Annotated in this window: 11 protein-coding genes; 7 read left to right on the top strand and 4 right to left on the bottom strand. The window is 56.4% G+C overall.

What is annotated here, in order from left to right; genetic code table 11:
* The first annotated feature begins 183 nt into the window (after positions 1–183).
* Positions 184–1,386 carry a PAC2 family protein gene (locus CRD20_RS10375; RefSeq protein WP_069358727.1) on the top strand — a complete coding sequence of 401 codons (1,203 nt, stop codon included), beginning with the start codon at positions 184–186 and terminating at the stop codon, positions 1,384–1,386.
* Between the two features lie 42 nt (positions 1,387–1,428).
* Positions 1,429–3,948, top strand: coding sequence for an RNA helicase (locus CRD20_RS10370; protein ID WP_101687551.1), 2,520 nt, complete (start codon positions 1,429–1,431; stop codon positions 3,946–3,948).
* A gap of 78 nt (positions 3,949–4,026) precedes the next feature.
* Here CRD20_RS10370 and CRD20_RS10365 read toward each other — a convergent pair whose 3' ends face one another.
* Positions 4,027–4,959 (bottom strand): hydrogen peroxide-inducible genes activator, encoded by a 933-nt coding sequence (locus CRD20_RS10365; RefSeq protein ID WP_048733293.1) that lies wholly within the window; start codon positions 4,957–4,959, stop codon positions 4,027–4,029.
* A gap of 105 nt (positions 4,960–5,064) precedes the next feature.
* On the opposite strand from CRD20_RS10365, the gene CRD20_RS10360 reads away from it, so the two are divergent.
* Together CRD20_RS10360 and CRD20_RS10355 are read left to right on the top strand one after the other, a co-directional pair.
* Complete coding sequence (locus tag CRD20_RS10360; protein ID WP_016422637.1) at positions 5,065–5,661, top strand: peroxiredoxin; 597 nt, start codon at positions 5,065–5,067, stop codon at positions 5,659–5,661.
* A 5-nt stretch (positions 5,662–5,666) separates the two neighbouring features.
* Entirely contained in the window at positions 5,667–6,191 is a 525-nt protein-coding gene (locus tag CRD20_RS10355; protein WP_016422636.1) for a carboxymuconolactone decarboxylase family protein, read from the top strand.
* Between the two features lie 127 nt (positions 6,192–6,318).
* Here CRD20_RS10355 and CRD20_RS10350 read toward each other — a convergent pair whose 3' ends face one another.
* Together CRD20_RS10350 and CRD20_RS10345 are read right to left on the bottom strand one after the other, a co-directional pair.
* The gene (locus CRD20_RS10350) at positions 6,319–7,536 is read right to left on the bottom strand and encodes a hypothetical protein (protein WP_187405352.1); all 1,218 of its coding nucleotides are present in this window, start codon (positions 7,534–7,536) and stop codon (positions 6,319–6,321) included.
* Between the two features lie 142 nt (positions 7,537–7,678).
* A complete protein-coding gene (locus tag CRD20_RS10345) occupies positions 7,679–9,781 on the bottom strand; it encodes a neutral/alkaline non-lysosomal ceramidase N-terminal domain-containing protein (RefSeq protein ID WP_048733295.1) in 2,103 nt (700 codons plus the stop codon).
* 217 nt (positions 9,782–9,998) lie between these two features.
* Between CRD20_RS10345 and CRD20_RS10340 the strand changes: the two genes are divergently transcribed.
* The 3 genes from CRD20_RS10340 to hrpA all read left to right on the top strand — a co-directional run bounded on the left by CRD20_RS10340 (position 9,999) and on the right by hrpA (position 16,608).
* Complete coding sequence (locus CRD20_RS10340; protein WP_070827444.1) at positions 9,999–11,501, top strand: DUF1846 domain-containing protein; 1,503 nt, start codon at positions 9,999–10,001, stop codon at positions 11,499–11,501.
* Between the two features lie 60 nt (positions 11,502–11,561).
* Complete coding sequence (locus tag CRD20_RS10335; RefSeq protein WP_187405351.1) at positions 11,562–12,494, top strand: rhodanese-related sulfurtransferase; 933 nt, start codon at positions 11,562–11,564, stop codon at positions 12,492–12,494.
* Positions 12,495–12,588: 94 nt separating this feature from the next.
* Positions 12,589–16,608, top strand: coding sequence for an ATP-dependent RNA helicase HrpA (gene hrpA / locus CRD20_RS10330; protein WP_187405350.1), 4,020 nt, complete (start codon positions 12,589–12,591; stop codon positions 16,606–16,608).
* Here hrpA and nrdR read toward each other — a convergent pair.
* Positions 16,605–17,087: a transcriptional regulator NrdR gene (gene nrdR / locus CRD20_RS10325; RefSeq protein WP_042388651.1), complete on the bottom strand. Its 483-nt coding sequence runs from the start codon at positions 17,085–17,087 to the stop codon at positions 16,605–16,607. The two genes, hrpA and nrdR, sit on opposite strands and share 4 nt — an antisense overlap.
* Between the last annotated feature and the right edge of the window lie 411 nt (positions 17,088–17,498).

The raw sequence follows: 17,498 nt of genomic DNA, 5'->3' as shown, positions 1-17,498 counted from the left end.
AATCCTCTCGCCATCTGGTGGCTCTCATTGTTATCGAATCCGCAACAGCCTTGCTTGTGCGCGACCGGAAGAATCGGCCCATCTGTGGACTACTTTCAACTTGTGGATAACTGGAATAGTTTCTGCGGTATCGTGGTTGTTTACTTCAAATGACGAAAAATGTGATGCAGGAGGTAGTCGTACGTGAGTGATCCGACCGACAAGCCTCAGGGCAATATGTACGAGGTAGTTTTCCCGGTTCCTGACGTAACGGGAAGCGAGGGCCATCTGACCCTGGTCATTGCACTTAGCGGTTATGCGGATGCCGGTAATGCCGTCTCGGAATCAGCTAGTTTCCTCTTGGATGCTCTCGAGCACCGTCCATTGGTGAACTTTTCTATCGACGAGCTGATTGATTATCGTTCTCGCCGTCCCTCTGTGACGATGAACCACGACCAGATTGTGGATGTATCCGATTTGAATCTGTCACTCAATGTGGTTCGCGACAACGTCGGTAAGCCGTTCTTGCTGCTTTCTGGCCCTGAGCCAGACATGCGGTGGGAGGCTTTCTCGACTGCCGTTGCAGAGTTGGCGGAGCGCTACGATGTCGGTCGGACTGTGTCGCTGTACTCGGCTCCGATGACGGTTCCGCACACCCGACCACTGGGCATCATCGCCCATGGCACAGATAAGCAGAAACTCGGTGATATGCATACCTGGGGAAACCGCGTCACAGTTCCGGGTGCTGCGAGCCTGAACATTGAGTACGAGCTCGCAAGCCGCGGTTGTGATGCCTTTGGTTTCACCGCACAGGTGCCACACTATGTCGCGGCCTCTGAGTATCCGCTGGCGTCACTGCGGCTGTTGCAGGAGGTAGCAAAACTAGCCAAGCTCGAGCTCCCGCTTGAGGCGTTGGAGAAGGAATCCGCGCGGGTGGCGGAGCTGCTCAATACGCAGACGAATGATTCCGGCGAGGTCTCTCAGCTGGTCAATCTTCTCGAGGAACAGTACGACCAGGAAGTTCAACGTCGTCAAGAGCTGGAGACTTCTCCCCTACTTGGACCTAACGGCGAGATGCCTTCGGCCGACGAGATTGGCGCTGAGTTCGAAAGGTTCCTCGCTTCTCAACCGCTGCGCCCAGTAGAGGATTCTTCCTCGCTTGACGACGAGGCGGAGACCCCGGCCAACTCGGATTCCTCGGCAACTACATCAGAGGACACTGACGCACACTCGGAAGAACCCGAGTCGGCCTCGGCGGATGATAGGTCTGCGGAGTTTTCTGCAGACGGCACTGCCGAACAGCCTGAGTCAGAACAGCCTCGGGAAGAGCAGGCGGAAAGCGAAGAATCCGGTGAACCGGAACAACCTCGCCGTCGGCGCGGCTGGAAGCCCTGGTTCCGCTTCTAATCCGGGGTTACCGCTAGGGTGGGAAGCGTGTCACTATCTGAAATGCTTCCCGACCTAGCTGAGGTTCCAGAGTCCCTTTTCGACGATGCGATTATGGACTCGTTCATTGCCTGGACCAGGGATCAGGGCATCACGCTCTACCCGGCCCAGGAGGAGGCCGCTATTGGTCTCGCTGGTGGCGACCACGTCATTCTTGCCACTCCGACAGGTTCGGGCAAGTCCATGGTGGCTATTGCTGCCCACTTCTGCGCCCTCGCTCGTGGCCAGCGCAGCTTTTACACAGCGCCTATTAAGGCCTTGGTCAGCGAGAAATTCTTTGCCCTCTGCGAGGTCTTTGGCGCTGAGAACGTCGGTATGATGACCGGCGATGCCACCGTCAACGGTGGTGCACCCATCATCTGCGCAACTGCGGAAATTGTCGCCAATATCGCCCTGCGCGACGGGGCCGACGCCGATATTGACCAGGTGGTAATGGATGAATTCCACTTCTATGCGGATCCCGATCGCGGGTGGGCATGGCAAGTGCCCTTGCTCGAGCTTTCCCGTTGCCAATTCCTGTTGATGTCCGCCACTCTCGGCGATACTCAAAAGTTTGAGACGGATTTGAAGGAACGCACGGGACTCGACGTCAACCTCGTTACAGGTACGACGCGCCCGGTACCGCTGGATTTCCACTATGTCTACACACCAGTTCATGACACGCTGGCGGAGTTGCTGGAATCCGGCAAAGCCCCAATCTACATCGTCTTTTTCTCCCAGCGCCAAGCAGCTGAACAGGCTCAGGCACTGACCGGTCTGAAGCTGCTGACGAAGGAGGAGAAGGAGCGGATTCGCGAAGAGATTGGCGATTTCCGGTTTACCACGGCCTTTGGTCGAGTTCTTTCCAAGTTGGTGCGCCAGGGCATTGGCGTCCACCATGCGGGAATGCTGCCGAAGTACCGTCGTTTGGTTGAGCGTCTCTCTCAGACTGGTCTGCTGAAGGTCATCTGTGGCACGGATACCCTCGGCGTCGGCATTAACGTGCCTATTCGCACGGTGCTGATTACCGGTTTGGCCAAGTTCGATGGCCGTCGTAGCCGTATTCTCAAGTCACGCGAGTTCCACCAGATCGCTGGACGCGCCGGCCGTGCTGGCTACGACACCGAGGGCACCGTAGTTGTCGAAGCACCTGAACACGAAATCGAAAACGCCAAGCTGCGGCGCCGTGCCGGCCAGGATGAGGCCAAACTGAAGAAGTTGCGGCTGAAGTCCGTTCCCAAGGGCGAAGTGACATGGTCGGAGAAGACCTTCGACAAAATCGTTTCTCAGCCACCGGAACCGCTGACCAGCCGCTTTGCAGTTACCAACGGTATGTTGCTCAACGTCATTGCACGTGGTGGCGATACCTACGAACACATGCGTCATCTGCTGCGCACCAATCACGACACCCGCCACCAGCAAAATGAGGCTATTCTGACCGCAATTGAGCTCTACCGCGGTTTGGTCAACGCGGGAATCGTCGTCACGCATGGCGAGGGCGATGACTGCCGCCCCGAGCTGACAATGGAGCTGCAGCGTGACTTCGCGCTCAATCAGCCGCTGTCGCCTTTCGCCATCGCCGCGCTCGAACTGTTGGATAAGGACAGCCCGAACTACGCACTCGATGTCATCAGTGTGTTTGAGTCAATTCTGGAAGACCCTCGCCCACTGCTCATCGCGCAGCAGAAAAAGGCACGCGGTGAAGAAATCGCCGCGCTCAAGGCCGAGGGTGTTGATTACACCGAACGTATGAACATCGTCGAAGACATCACATGGCCGATGCCGCTTGCCGACGAGCTGGAGGGTGCATTCGACACCTATGCTCAAGGTCACCCGTGGGTGCGTGAATTTTCGCTGTCGCCCAAGTCAGTAGTGCGCGAGATGGTGGAAAAGGCCATGACTTTCTCGGACGTGGTATCTGAGTACGGAATTGCCCGCTCTGAAGGTATTTTCTTGCGCTACCTCACCGATGCCTGGCGCACTTTGCGACATACTCTCCCACCGGAAGCCGCTAACGAGGAACTTCGGGACATTGTGGAATGGCTCGGCGAGCTCGTTGTGCAGGTGGATAACTCCCTGGTGGATGAATGGGCGCAAATGGCCGATCCGGACAAGCCATTGGACGAGGAAACTCTCAAGGAAGCGGCTTTTGGCACCGACGAGTCGCGGCCCCTTACAGGCAACGAACGTGCATTTACCCGTATGGTGCGCAATCTCATGTTTCGCCACGTGCAGCTCTTTGCCTTTGAAAAGGAGGAGGAGCTGGCCGACCTGGACAACTACCTCGACGATGCGCCAGATTGGCCTGCCGCAATGGATGACTACTTCGATGAATACGATGACCTAGGGATCGATGCAAAGGCTCGCGGCGGCGATATGATTTCGATTGACCGCAAGGCTGGTGAGGGCCTATGGCATGTGATCCAGATACTCGATGACCCTGAGGGCGACCACGGCTGGCGCTTTGAAGCGGACGTTGACTTGGCTGCATCTGATGAATACGGCGAGGTCAGGTTGGGATCGCTGCGAATTATTCAGGGATAAACGCGAAAAACCGGGCTGGAACTGCCAGCCCGGTTTTTGCTTATTTCGTACGCTATTGCAACATGCGCCAAGAGAGCTTTAGGCAACAGCGTCCATGTATGCCTGCCGTACCAGTTCAGCAATTCGATTGAACTCGCCGCCGCGTACCGATGATGCGCGGTGAACCAGCCCAATGGTGCGTCCCGGCCGTGCCGGCCCTTCGAATCGTGCAACAGCCAGGCCGGGGCGGTCGGCCTCAATCTTGACAGCCGATTCCGGTACAAGCGACTGCCCCAACCCACCGGCAACACACTGCACGACGGTGGATAGAGAAGCCGCCCGTGTTTCCAAGCTGGAGGTCTCGCCGTGAACAGCATCGACCTTGCGACAAATATCCAACACCTGGTCGCGCAGGCAATGACCGTCGTCAAGCAGAAGCAAGTCCAAGTCCCTGATTGCCTCAAGCTTTACGTCTTCCTTACCTGCCAGCGGATGATCCTCTGGCACGACGATGTAGAACTCCTCGTCGTAGAGGTAAATCTCTTCAAAGGAAGGCACATCGGATGGCAGTGCCATGATGGCTGCATCAATGGTGCCGGAGCGAAGTGATTCGATGAGGCGCTCGGTCGGCTCTTCGACAATCCTAGGCTTTAGATCTGGCAGCTCGTCACGAACCAACTGGAGGAAGTTGGGCAGCACGTATGGAGCAACCGTAGGGATAACACCAATGGATAGTGGTCCGGACAAATCATCTGTACGGCCAGAGGCGCGAGCAACAATCTCGTCAACAATTTCAGATGCTTGGCGGGCATATGGAATCAGACCGCGACCGAGTGGCGTCACCAGCACTCGGCGAGTCGAACGCTCTACAAGCTGCACCCCCAGTCCCTGCTCAAGGGTGGAAAGCGCTTGTGACAGGCTGGGCTGTGAAATGCCGAGGCGGGCAGCGGCTTGACCGAAGTGACCGGTATCGGCAATCGCGACAAAGGCACGTAACTGAGGCAAAGTGGGCCGATAATCTCTATTACGCATACCTATAAGCCTACACGAGCTTATTAACTTTTTCCTCTTGACGGTTCGGGAATCCATAGGCATAATGGTGTGTGACCCCAAAAGGAATACATTCAGGAGGATTCCATGGCAATTTTGACTGTTGGCGACAAGTTCCCCGAGTTTTCTCTGACCGCTCTGAAGGGCGGCAACCTGCGTGATGCAAACGCTTCTTCTCCGGATGACTACTTCGAGCAGGTAACCAATGAGTCCTACGAGGGTAAGTGGAAGGTCGTCTTCTTCTACCCGAAGGACTTCACCTTTGTCTGCCCGACTGAGATTGCTGCATTCGGCAAGCTGAATGAGGAATTCGAGGACCGCGACACCGTTATTCTCGGTGGCTCTGGCGACAACGAGTTCTCCCACTTCAACTGGCGTGCAACTCACGAGGAACTGCTGGACATCCCGTTCCCGATGTTCTCCGACATCCGCCATGACCTGATGCGTGCACTCGGCGTCGAGAACGCTGACGGTGTTGCAGACCGCGCAACCTTCATCATTGACCCGGACGGCATCATTCAGTTCGTCTCCGTTACCCCGGACGCTGTCGGTCGTAACGTTGACGAGGTTCTGCGTGTTCTCGACGCTCTTCAGTCTGAAGAGGTCTGCGCATGTAACTGGCAGAAGAATGACCCGACCAAGAACATCGACAAGATGGACGTTCTGAAGCAGGAGCTGAAGTAACTCATATGAGCATCGATAACCTTCGTTCCGGTCTACCGGAGTACGCCAAGGACATGAAGCTGAACCTTGGCACTCTCACCCGTTCTACGGAACTTTCCGAGCAGCAGCTGTGGGGTACCCTGCTTGCATCCGCTGCTGCCACCCGCAACGAGACCGTTTTCTCCGAGATCGCTGAGGAAGCCAAGGAGCACCTGTCTGACGAGGCTTTCGAGTCTGCGCTTGGTGCGGCCACCGTCATGGGCATGAACAACGTTGCTTACCGCACTCGCCACATGCTCGGTGATGACTACGCACAGGTCAAGTTCGGCCTGCGCATGAACATCATCTCCAATCCGGGTGTCGAGAAGGAAGACTTCGAGCTGTGGTCTCTGGCAGTTTCTGCCATCAACGGCTGTGAAGCTTGCGTGACTTCTCACGCAAAGGTCGTCCGCGATGCTGGTCTGACCAAGGAGCAGGTCTGGGAAGCTGTGAAGATTGCAGGCACCGTCTCTGGTGTTGCACAGGCTGTCTTCGCTGAGGCTACCCGCTAAATATTCGGAGCTTAGGTTCGGCTTTTGATAGCCGAACGCTCCCCCGCAGGATTACCTGCTGACGAAATAGCGCCCGAGGAACCAATTTTTATCGGTTCCTTGGGCGCTTTTTCTTGTACGTTTTTGGCTACTGCTGTGGCGGGTAATAACCCGGATTCTCCTGGGCTTCATTAACTACTCGACGGCCACCGATGAGCTGACGGTAGATATGTACTTGCACGAGGAGAGCAAGCGGGACTGTGTACAACATACCGATATAGAAGAGCATTGCACCTGCGGAAGAAACAATTGACGTCAGAATGAATGCAACGAGCATCGTCCAATACTGAGGCTTCACCAAGCGCCATGCGACGACCGGAGCCTCAAGTGCTGTTGCTCGACCATCAAAAACAAGAAGCGGCATAGTCGCTGTGATTGGCATGATGAAGATGGACAGCACAAGTACCAACAGGTAGCCGATGGGAATCATCGCAGCTGCAGCTTCACTGCCGTTGGCAGACAGGGATACTCCAGCGATGAAGAGCACCATCCCCGGAAGCATGGCGAGCAGCCCCACCAGGAACGTGACAATGTAGGCACCGATAAGAGATCCCCACCGGTTTACACGGAAGAAAGTACCGTAGCTCGGCACTCGGCCGTCGACAGCTTCGAATGCACCGCGCAGCATAAATGCCTGCATCGCGAACATGCCCACGGCAAATAGGAGTGCCATCGCGCCGAGAGTCGCGAACATTGACCCTAGATCCTCAAACGGAACATCGCCTGGATAGTTCGGCTCAAAGTCCGGATCGAAGTCACCAGTCGCAAAGAGAATTGCCGCTGCGCCAACAATCAGTGCGACTAGTACGGCGAAGAACGTCAGCATGATGCCAAGCCAGGAAGCAAAATTGCTGTTTAGACTACGAAACGCCGCGGAAAAGGCACTTCCAATGTCGACCTTCGTCGGCCCCTGTGCCACAGGCTTCACCGGCGGCTCATCGCCACCTGGCATGTTGACTCCGGGAGCAAGTGCACCGGCTGCAGAAGCCCCGCTGGACTGGTGCTGCCAGTAGCTCGAGTCCGCACCATAGGGTTGCCCGCCGTAACTATCGCGCGACTCGCCAGTTCCATAAGAAGGAATTTCGCCATAAGCCTGTTCACGGCCGTAAGTCTGATTCCACTGTGGCGAATCCTCTGGTCCACGCGGGCCATGTTGTGCGTCCGAATCGAACCCGTAAGGGTTGTAGTCCTGCGAACCATTGTTGGGAAAACCGTGACTCTGGGAGTCATAGTTATTGGACTCATTGTCCCGGCTGCCGTCACCGTAAGAATCGTTGTTGCTATATGGATTGTTTGAGGTATTCATGAAGCAAATTGCTCCTGCCAAATTGACGGATACATACAAATAACGCGCACAACGGACTATACGTGAGACAAGCCCTTGATGAGTTTTTAAAGGCCGAAGTATAAGTCACATTGTGCGCATGGACGTATTTAATTGGACGTTCTTACACGAGCTCCACCGCGGCGACTCCCTCGAACTCGTTCAGCGAATCACCGGCACCCAACGCGCTACCACGCACGATGATGTCATACTTGCCCGGCGCGACTCCTCCGGTCTCCCAAGTGACCTTGGCGGTGGTGTAATTACCGTCCTTGGCAAATTCAATGACAGTTGCCTGGTCCCAGTCGTCAGAAACGATCTCACCGCGGTCATTCTTGATGAGTAGGTAGCCGTCTTCCAGTCGCAAGTCGTTATTCGGATTTGCCGCGACGAATTGGGCAACGGCCTGCTGCCCTACCGTGACGCTTGCAGTCGATTCGAGCACGTCACCAAAATTCTTGCCCATTGGTACGGAATCGATAGTCTTTCCTCCTGCTGGCGACGGCGGGATGATGCCAGTGAGATCACCTGCAGCACTGCCCGGGTCGACAGCCATGCCGTCGGCAAGCGCGTGGGCGAGATCGTGATAGATGGAGATCATCGCACTGAGCGTGTACTTGCCGAAAGCCGTTGCGCCGCCCTCGTAGTCCTGCTGATCGTATTCCTCTGGGGTAACGACGTAGTGTCCATAGCTGTTGGTGTAGCCCTGGCAGATGACAGTGTCGATTGGAACGCCGAGGATTTCAGCGACGTGCTGACGCATGCGGTAACCCGACATCGTGGTTGGTTCAAGGCCGTTGGTAATCAAGGTGAAGCCACCGATGCGGGTGATGGAGAACATGTGGGTCTGCTGGAGAAGACCATCGATGTAGCCCACTGGCAGCAGGCATTCTTTCTCGCCCTGAATCTCCCCGATATTCTTCGGGAGTACGACGTTATTGAGCTGACGTACCCACGGTGTGCCTCCACGCTGGCCCTCGTTGAAACCTAGGGCTGGTTCGCCGCCGCCGTCCTCCTGGCTACTGGCTGCGAAGGCCGCACCGAGGATTGCAGGTCCAGTGCGGTGTGGCTGGCCGTCGGGCGTGAATTGGCCGTTGATGTCGACATCGCCGAGGTTGACCCACTTGTGGACGGTGGAGATTCCGCCTCCTGGCAGTGCAATGGTCTGGCCTTGGGTAGCGTCAATCTGACGCTGACCGAGAATGCGGGCGGACTCTGCTTCGTCTCCGTTGCCTGGGCCCGAATTTGGCACGAGCCCCATGTTCGGGCTGATGTCACCCGGGCACGACATGGTGAATGCGGCAACAAAGGGGGCATCGGCCGGCTCACGGTGGGTAACTCCGCGGTCGACCTCAACCTTCCATGCCGCATAGCCTTTGTTGTCGCCGTCGATGATGGTGTGCTCGGGGCCGAAGGTGGTCGGATGAATTCCGTACCAGTTAATGAATCCGACTTCGCGACCACCGCGACTCACGTGCAGTGTATGGCTTTCCGGGTTGACTCCGTCGGGGAAAAGCCGCTGTTCTTCCTCGGGGTTACGCCTGAATGCCTCCAGGGAGCGGTTAACACCCGCATCCTTGGCAATCCCCTTGGTCAGGTGGATAGTCGACGGCTGGTAATCAGCGTGTGCACGTTCAATAGCCTTGACCACACCGACGACTACAGCTTCGAAAGTGACGGGACGGAATCCGAGAGTAGTCAGGTCGACCATAAGATGGCCCGATGTACCACCCGGCGCGACATGCGTATGAGATGCGCAGATAAGCACGTTGCCCTCGTGGTAGAGGTCTCCGAAGAGAGCTCGCAGTCGCCGCAGAACTTCCATCTGGATGGACTGGAACATGAGCCCCATATCTGCGGTGACGTGGACGACACGGTTGTCGTTGTCATCACCGAAGATGAATGCACGCGCCATCTGGCGAAGACGCAGACCCGAGGTGGTCTGGTCCATGACCGCATACCCGTTCATGCCAGCGCCGAGTGGCTCGCCTGTCATGTCAGCCATTCCTCGACCGACATTCAAATTGGTGGTCGAATTCCCCGCGGCGGCAGAAGCCCCGTTTGCAGGAGCGGCGTTTGCCTTTGATGCACCATTTACGGCAGGCATCATACTCGCAGCTGACACGGCAGTTGCTCCGACGAGGAAGCCTCGCCTGCCCACTTGGTACGGGGCGCGTGCGGTTGGTTCTGCCGAATTCGACGATGATGCCATCTGGGGATCGAGCATGTCACATCCTCTTCATATTTCTTTTTGAATATCAATACATGGGAGATTAATCATCCAATCCCCTACGCGGGGCATAATAAGCCAAAGTTCCCAAAATTCCCCCCGCGACAGCAGTAACCGATACGACATTCGCAAGGCGGTATCACTACCATGGACACAGTAGAATTTCGCAAGCTTTAGCGCGCTCCCCCGCAGACACGACTTCAGAAAGGGCACCATGGCTCAGGCTGTCGGTTTTAACCGCGAAAAGTACATCGAAATGCAATCCGCTCATATTAAGAAGCGGCGCGCAGACATCGCAGGTGAAGGCGGCAAGCTCTACCTCGAGATGGGCGGCAAGCTATTTGATGACATGCATGCCTCGCGTGTTCTCCCCGGCTTCACACCTGACAATAAAATCGCTATGCTCGATCGTCTCAAGGACGATCTGGAAATCATGGTGTGCATCAATGCCAAGGATCTGGAGCGCCACAAGGTCCGCGCTGACCTCGACATCACTTACGAAGACGATGTGCTGCGCCTCGTCGATGTCTTTCGGGAACGCGGATTTCTAGTCGGCAGCGTCGTCGTCACGCAGCTTTCCGACGACAACACCCTGGCAAAGAACTTCATTGAGCGCCTGCAGCGACTCGGATTGAGCGTCATCCGCCATCGCAATATCGAGGGCTACCCAACAAACACCGAGAAAATCGTCAGTGAAGCCGGCTTCGGACTGAATGAATGGGCGCAAACGACGCGGGACTTGGTCGTTGTCACAGCGCCGGGCCCGGGCTCCGGAAAGCTGGCGACCTGTCTATCGCAGATTTACCACGATCACAAACACGGAATTCGTTCCGGTTACGCAAAGTTTGAGACCTTCCCTATCTGGAACCTGGCACTCGAACACCCGGTAAATCTGGCCTACGAGGCGGCAACGGCTGATCTCGATGACATCAATCTCATCGACCCTTTTCATTTGGCCGCCTATGACACCAAGGTCACCAGCTATAACCGCGATGTCGAGGTCTTCCCACTGCTGCGCACTCTGTTGGAGAAGCTCGCGGGCGAGTCGCCGTACAAGTCACCGACCGACATGGGCGTCAATATGGCCGGTTACTGTATCGACGATGACGAAGTGTGCCGAGAGGCATCCAACCAGGAAATCGTTCGCCGTTACTACAAGGCTCTTGTCGACGAACACAAGAACAGCGCAGACGACGAAGTCTCACAGCGCATTGCCATGATTATGAGCAAGGCCAACGTGTCGACAGCCGCCCGCCGAGTCGTCGCACCAGCTCTTGAAGTTGAGAAATCTACCGGGGCACCGGGCAGCGCAATCGAATTGCACGATGGCACAATCATCACGGGCAAGACTTCTGAACTACTCGGATGCTCAGCAGCAATGCTCCTCAACGCTCTCAAGAAGCTCGCCAATATCGACCCGGACTTGCACTTGCTCTCCCCAGCTGCCATTGAGCCAATTCAAACGCTTAAGACGCATCACCTGGGCAGCCGCAACCCCCGCTTGCATACCGACGAGGTTCTTATCGCCCTTTCCGTGTCGGCGGCCACCAGCGACGATGCCCGCGCAGCCCTCGCCGAGCTGAAGAACCTTCGAAACTGCGATGTCCACACCACCACCATTCTGGGCAGCGTGGACGAAACAATTTTCCGCAACCTCGGTGTGCTAGTGACTTCGGAGCCTAAGTACCAGAAGAAGGCTCTCTATCAGAAGCACTAGCCATACCAGCAGCTCACGCCGAAAATAGGATAACTGAGAGAGCAGACTAGAATAGTCCCCGTGAGCATCAGCAAGATTCTTCTGTACTACCAGTTCGCCCCACTGTCCGATCCGCGTGCCATCATGCTATGGCAGCGCGATCTTTGCGAGTCGTTAGGGCTCAAGGGCCGCATTCTGGTGTCCGAGCACGGCATCAATGGCACCGTCGGCGGTGATCTCGATGCCTGCAAGAAGTACATCAAGAAAACCAAGCAGTACCCCGCTTTTCACTCCATGCAGTTCAAGTGGAGCGAAGGCGGCGCTGATGACTTTCCAAAACTCTCCGTCAGGGTTCGCGACGAAATCGTCGCTTTCGGTGCTCCGGGTGAGCTGAAAGTCGATGTCGATGGTGTCATTGGCGGCGGCACACATTTGAAGCCGGAAGAGGTCAATAAACTGGTCGAGGAACGCGGCGACGATGTCATCTTCTTCGATGGCCGCAACGCAATGGAAGCCGAGATTGGCAAGTTTAAAAATGCCGTCGTCCCGGACGTAAAGACCACGCACGACTTCATCGACGAACTGGAATCCGGCAAGTACGACTGGATGAAGGACAAGCCAGTTATCTCCTACTGCACCGGCGGCATCCGCTGCGAGATTCTCTCCGCGCTGATGAAGAACCGCGGTTTCGAAGAGGTCTACCAAATCGACGGCGGTATTGTCCGCTACGGCGAAAAGTTTGGCAATAAGGGGCTGTGGGAAGGCTCTCTCTATGTCTTCGACAAGCGCATGCATATGGAGTTTGGCGATGGCATCGAAGACGAGGACTACGTACAGCTCGGACACTGCGTCCACTGCGGCAAGCCGACAAACACCTTCCAAAACTGCATCAACGAAGACACCTGCCGTCGTCAGGTGCTTATCTGCGATGACTGCTGGGAGCACACCGAGACACAGCACTGTGGGCGCGAGGACTGCAAGGAAGTTGCCGACGAGCTAGCGGCGGCAAAGTAGGACGCTCCCTGCTGCCATCGGACTATCTCGAGCACCTCTTAATCAGCACAGATGTGGGTTGTCTCCCCAGACGCGGCTAATCTAGTAGGCAACCATGAGTACTCCTAGCCGTTCTGATAAACCAGCTCCACGTGCCCAGTCGGGAAACCACCACTCCGGCCGCCGCAATTCCGCCAGGCCACAGCGCTCTGGCAAACCTGCTAAGGACACGCGTAAAAAGGAGCTCTACCAGCTCGCTGATCAATTGCCGATTCGGGAGGCCCAGTCCTTCCGACGCCGGCTAAAGCGAGCATCCGCGCCGAAGGCGCTGTCTGCAATTTCTGCAGACCTCGACTTTGCGCTGGAGCGGTTAGAAAATCGTCGTAAAGCGATTCCTCGCATCACCTACCCTGCCCAGTTGCCGGTGTCCGCGCGCCGCGACGACATTGCAGAGGCAATTGAAAACAACCAGGTCGTCATTATTGCTGGTGAGACCGGCTCTGGTAAAACTACGCAGATCCCGAAGATATGCCTCGAACTGGGACGCGGCGTGCGAGGCAAGATTGGTCACACTCAGCCACGTCGTATTGCGGCGCGTTCCGTCGCGGAGCGCATCGCCCATGAGCTGGGCGAAAAGATTGGACAGCACGTCGGCTATGCAGTGCGTTTTGATGATCGCGTGGGCAAAGATACCTGCATCAAACTGATGACCGACGGTATCCTGCTGGCCGAAATTGGCCGCGACCGACTGCTGCGCGAGTACGACACCATCATCATTGATGAGGCGCACGAGCGCAGCCTCAACATCGACTTCCTGCTGGGATATTTAAAGCATATTCTGCCGCAGCGTCCAGATCTGAAAATCATTATCACTTCGGCGACGATTGATCCGGAACGGTTCGCTCGTCATTTCGCGCCTGACGACGAGCACCCTGCGCCCATCATCGAGGTGTCAGGGCGCACCTACCCGGTGGAAATCCGCTATCGCCCGCTGGTGCGGACCGTTGTTGCGAAGAATGGGCAGGAAAAGGAAGTCGCCATCGAGCAGATCGATGGTGTTATCGCTGCGTGTGAAGAGCTGATGCGGCTTGGCGACGGCGATATCCTGGTGTTCTTTTCGGGTGAGCGAGAGATCCGAGAAGCTACCGAAGCCATCGAGGGCAAACACTGGAAAGGTGTAGAAGCCGTTCCACTATTCGGTCGGCTATCTAATGCAGAGCAGCATCGGATCTTCACTCCGCATTCCGGGCGTCGCATTGTGCTGGCGACCAACATTGCGGAAACGTCGCTGACGGTCCCTGGTATCGAGTATGTCGTCGATACTGGTACCGCACGCATTTCCCGCTACTCCACCCGCACGAAGGTGCAGCGCCTGCCAGTCGAAGACATCAGCCAGGCATCCGCGAATCAGCGCTCTGGACGCTGTGGTCGTGTAGCCGATGGTGTGGCGATTCGTCTCTACAGCGAAGAGGATTTTCTCTCGCGTCCCGAGTTTACGGATCCGGAGATTCTGCGCACCAATCTCGCGTCGGTTGTACTGCAAATGATTTCACTGCGGCTAGGCGCGATTGAGGACTTCCCCTTTGTCCAGCCACCAGAGCACAAAGCAATCCGCGATGGCATTAACCTGCTCACAGAACTTCAGGCTATTACCACTACGCCGGGGTCTGACGCCCCCGAGCTGACGGACATCGGCCGACAGATTGCCCGTATCCCAGTCGACCCGCGTCTTGCCCGCATGCTGGTCGAAGGGTACGAGAACACCACTCTTGGGGCGGTAACCGTCATTGTCGCCGCTTTGTCTCTGCAGGATGTTCGCGAACGTCCGCTGGAGTTCCAGGCTCAGGCAGATCAGCTACATGCCCGTTTTAAGGACACCACAAGCGATTTCAACTCCCTGCTGAAGCTCTGGGAATACCTGGAGGAAAAGCGCCGGGAGCTTAGCGGTAACCAGTTCCGCAAGATGTGCAAACGCGAGTACCTCCACTATCTGCGCGTTCGCGAGTGGCAGGACTTGGTGCGTCAGCTCCACCAGGCAACGGCCGAGCTGGGCTGGCATCTTTCGGCCCGCAGCTCAACCAACGGTGTCGACAATCCCGACGAGGTGGCAAAGTCGCTGTTACCGGGTCTGTTATCGATGATTGGTACGCGCGAGGGCGAGGGCAAGGAATTTACTGGCACCCGCAACACTAAGTTCCTCATTCACCCCTCGTCCGCGTTGGCAAAGAAGCCGCCTCGCTGGGTGATGGCTGCGGAAATCGTCGAGACCTCGCGCACTTTTGCGCGCAACGTCGGCACGATTCAGCCGCAGTGGGTAGAGAAGGTAGCCCCTCATCTGCTCAAGCACCAGTACTCAGAGCCTCACTGGTCTACTAAGCGCGGTGCAGCGATGGCTTACCAGAAGTCGACACTCTACGGCGTGCCCGTGGTGGTTGACCGTTTGGTGCCTTATCACCGAGTCGATGCCGACGCCGCCCGCTCGATCTTCATTCGCTCTGCGCTTGTCGACGGCGAATGGAACACACATCACGAGTTCTTCAAGAACAATCAAGACAAACTTGCCGAAGCCGAGAAGATCGAGGAGAAGCAACGTTCCCGCGGCATTGTCGTCGATGACGACGTGCTCTACGCGTTCTACGACTCCAAGCTGCCCGCCTCTATCACCACGGCCACCAATTTTGACCGCTGGTGGAAGAAAACTAAGCCCAAGCAGCCAAATCTACTGGACTTTGATCCCAATAAGCTGCTCAACCCCGAAGCCGGCGACATCGACGACAACGCCTTCCCCGAAATGTGGCAGCAGGGCTCGGTCGATTTCTCACTGTCCTATAAATTCGAACCGGGCGCCCCTGATGACGGTGTGACTCTCCGTGTCCCCGTGCCTCTCCTGGCAGGTCTGCGTGAAGATGGCTTCGACTGGCAGGTGCCAGGTCTTCGCTCTGAGCTCGCAGAAGCATACATTCGCACTCTGCCGAAGGCGCTGCGGAAGTCCGTTGTCCCCGCCCCGGATTTCGCACGCCGCGCGCTGGAGACGATGACTCCGTACTCAGGTCGCTTTGTCGATGTTTTTGCCGATGCTTTACGACGACTCGGAGGCTCGGGCATCAATGGTGCAGACTTTGCCCCTTCGAAGCTGCCAGCACACTTGCGCTTTAACTACGCAGTGGTCGACCGCCATGGAAAGATCGTCGATCAGAGCCGGGATCTTGCTGCGCTTCGAGACAAGCATGCCTCGACGGTCTCAACTGCTGTGTCGAAACGTTCGAAGTCTGCAGCACGCGAAGCTGTGAAAAAGTGGACTTCAGAGAACTTGGGCGCCGTCTCAGAAACGGTCAAAAGTACTGTCGATGGTCAGTCCGTCACGATGTATCCGACGCTGGTGACCACCAAGGATGGCGTGGCCATTGAGGTCAAACCAACTAAGGCTCAGGCTGAGGCGACGTTGGCGACCACAAATTTGACAATGCTATTGCGGGATTGCCCAGTAAATGGTGCACAAATGACTAAGGGGCTTCCACTCCAGCAACGTGTTGGCGTGGACGCATGGCCACATGGGGGCGCCGATGGGCTTGTCGAGGACTGCCGTGTCGCAGTGATTCGCGACCGTATGATGGCTGCCGGTGGCCCGGTCCGCGATCCGAAGGAATTCGACAAACTACTCGAACACGTTCGTTCTGGAGTCGCCTCAGAGGTGCGCCAATTGGTCGTCGGCCTTGCCCAGGCAATGCCTCGTTATGTCTCGGTGGTGAATCAGCTAAACAAATGGGAAGGCGATGCCATTGACGATATGCGTCGCCAGCTGGAGTTCATGTTCCCTAAGGGCGCTGTGGCAAGGCACGGTTGGCAGCACCTACGACATTTGCCACGTTATCTCCAAGCGATGGAGATTCGGCTTGAGGAAATGAACCGTGACCCGGACCGTGATGCCGAACGTGAAGATGAGGTGACTGAGGCCCGCGAATACTTGGCGGCAAAGCTTCAGCAGCTGACTAAGGCACGTTCGAATTCCGCGGAGGTACGGGATATTCAGTGGCTCATTCAAGAGCTGCGCGTCAGCCTTTTCGCACAACGCTTGGGTACCACCCAGAGCGTATCCCTGACCCGAGTAAAGAAACGTGTGGATAAGCTGCGTTAGTTCTTTTTAACCTCGTTGCCATTAGCCTGCGGCCCTTTCCCCTTCCGCATGCTGGCAATCTCCTGCGCGAAATCATCCGCGGAGGAAAAGGACTTGTACACCGAAGCGAAGCGGAGATAGCCAACTTCGTCCAGTTCTTTGAGCGGCTCAAGGATGGCAAGGCCAATATCGTTTGAGTCCACCCGGGGCGTGCCTTTCTCGCGGAGGCTCTCCTCCACTTTTTGTGCAAGTTTCTTCAGTTGAGACTCTGATACTTCGCGCCCCTGGCACGCACGTCGAACACCCTGGATAACCTTTTCGCGGTTGAACTCCTCAGGGATTCCATCCCGTTTAACGACCATCAGCTGCGAGCGTTCAATCGTAGAAAAACGTTTACCGCAATTGAGGCATTCTCTCCGGCGACGAATCCCCATACCGTTATCTATTAACCGTGAGTCCAAGACTCGTGTCTGATCATGATGACAAAACTGGCAATACACAGTCTCCAGTCTACGTCCCACCCCAACGCCGGAAACCGGAATGATTATTGTGCAGAGTAGGAAGCGTACGTAGACGTAAAGGTGCTTTCGACTGCCTCATTTTGCCCTTGTTCAAAGACCATGCTGCCGAAAACTCCGAAGAAAGCACCAAGCCCTAGAGCCCATACCGCCATCAAACGAGTCAGGTTAGTGCCTGCGGATACATCACTACGATTGGACTGCTGCGCCCTGCTAACTGATAGAGACGGACGCCCGTAGTTGACCGAGACATGACTGGGCCGCGACCTGTCCCTTCGCATTCGCGCCGATGACACCCCGTTGCGATTGCGCTGTGCACTACGTGCACGCTGACCGGGCCGAACGATGTGCTGTGTGCAAGACGCACTACGTTCACCCCACACCAACGGGGCT

The sequence above is a fragment of the Corynebacterium sp. LK33 genome, assembly GCF_014334955.1.
Lineage (GTDB): Bacteria > Actinomycetota > Actinomycetes > Mycobacteriales > Mycobacteriaceae > Corynebacterium > Corynebacterium jeikeium_D.
Note: the sequence above shows the minus strand (reverse complement) of the source record. Positions and strands in the feature narration are given on the sequence as shown.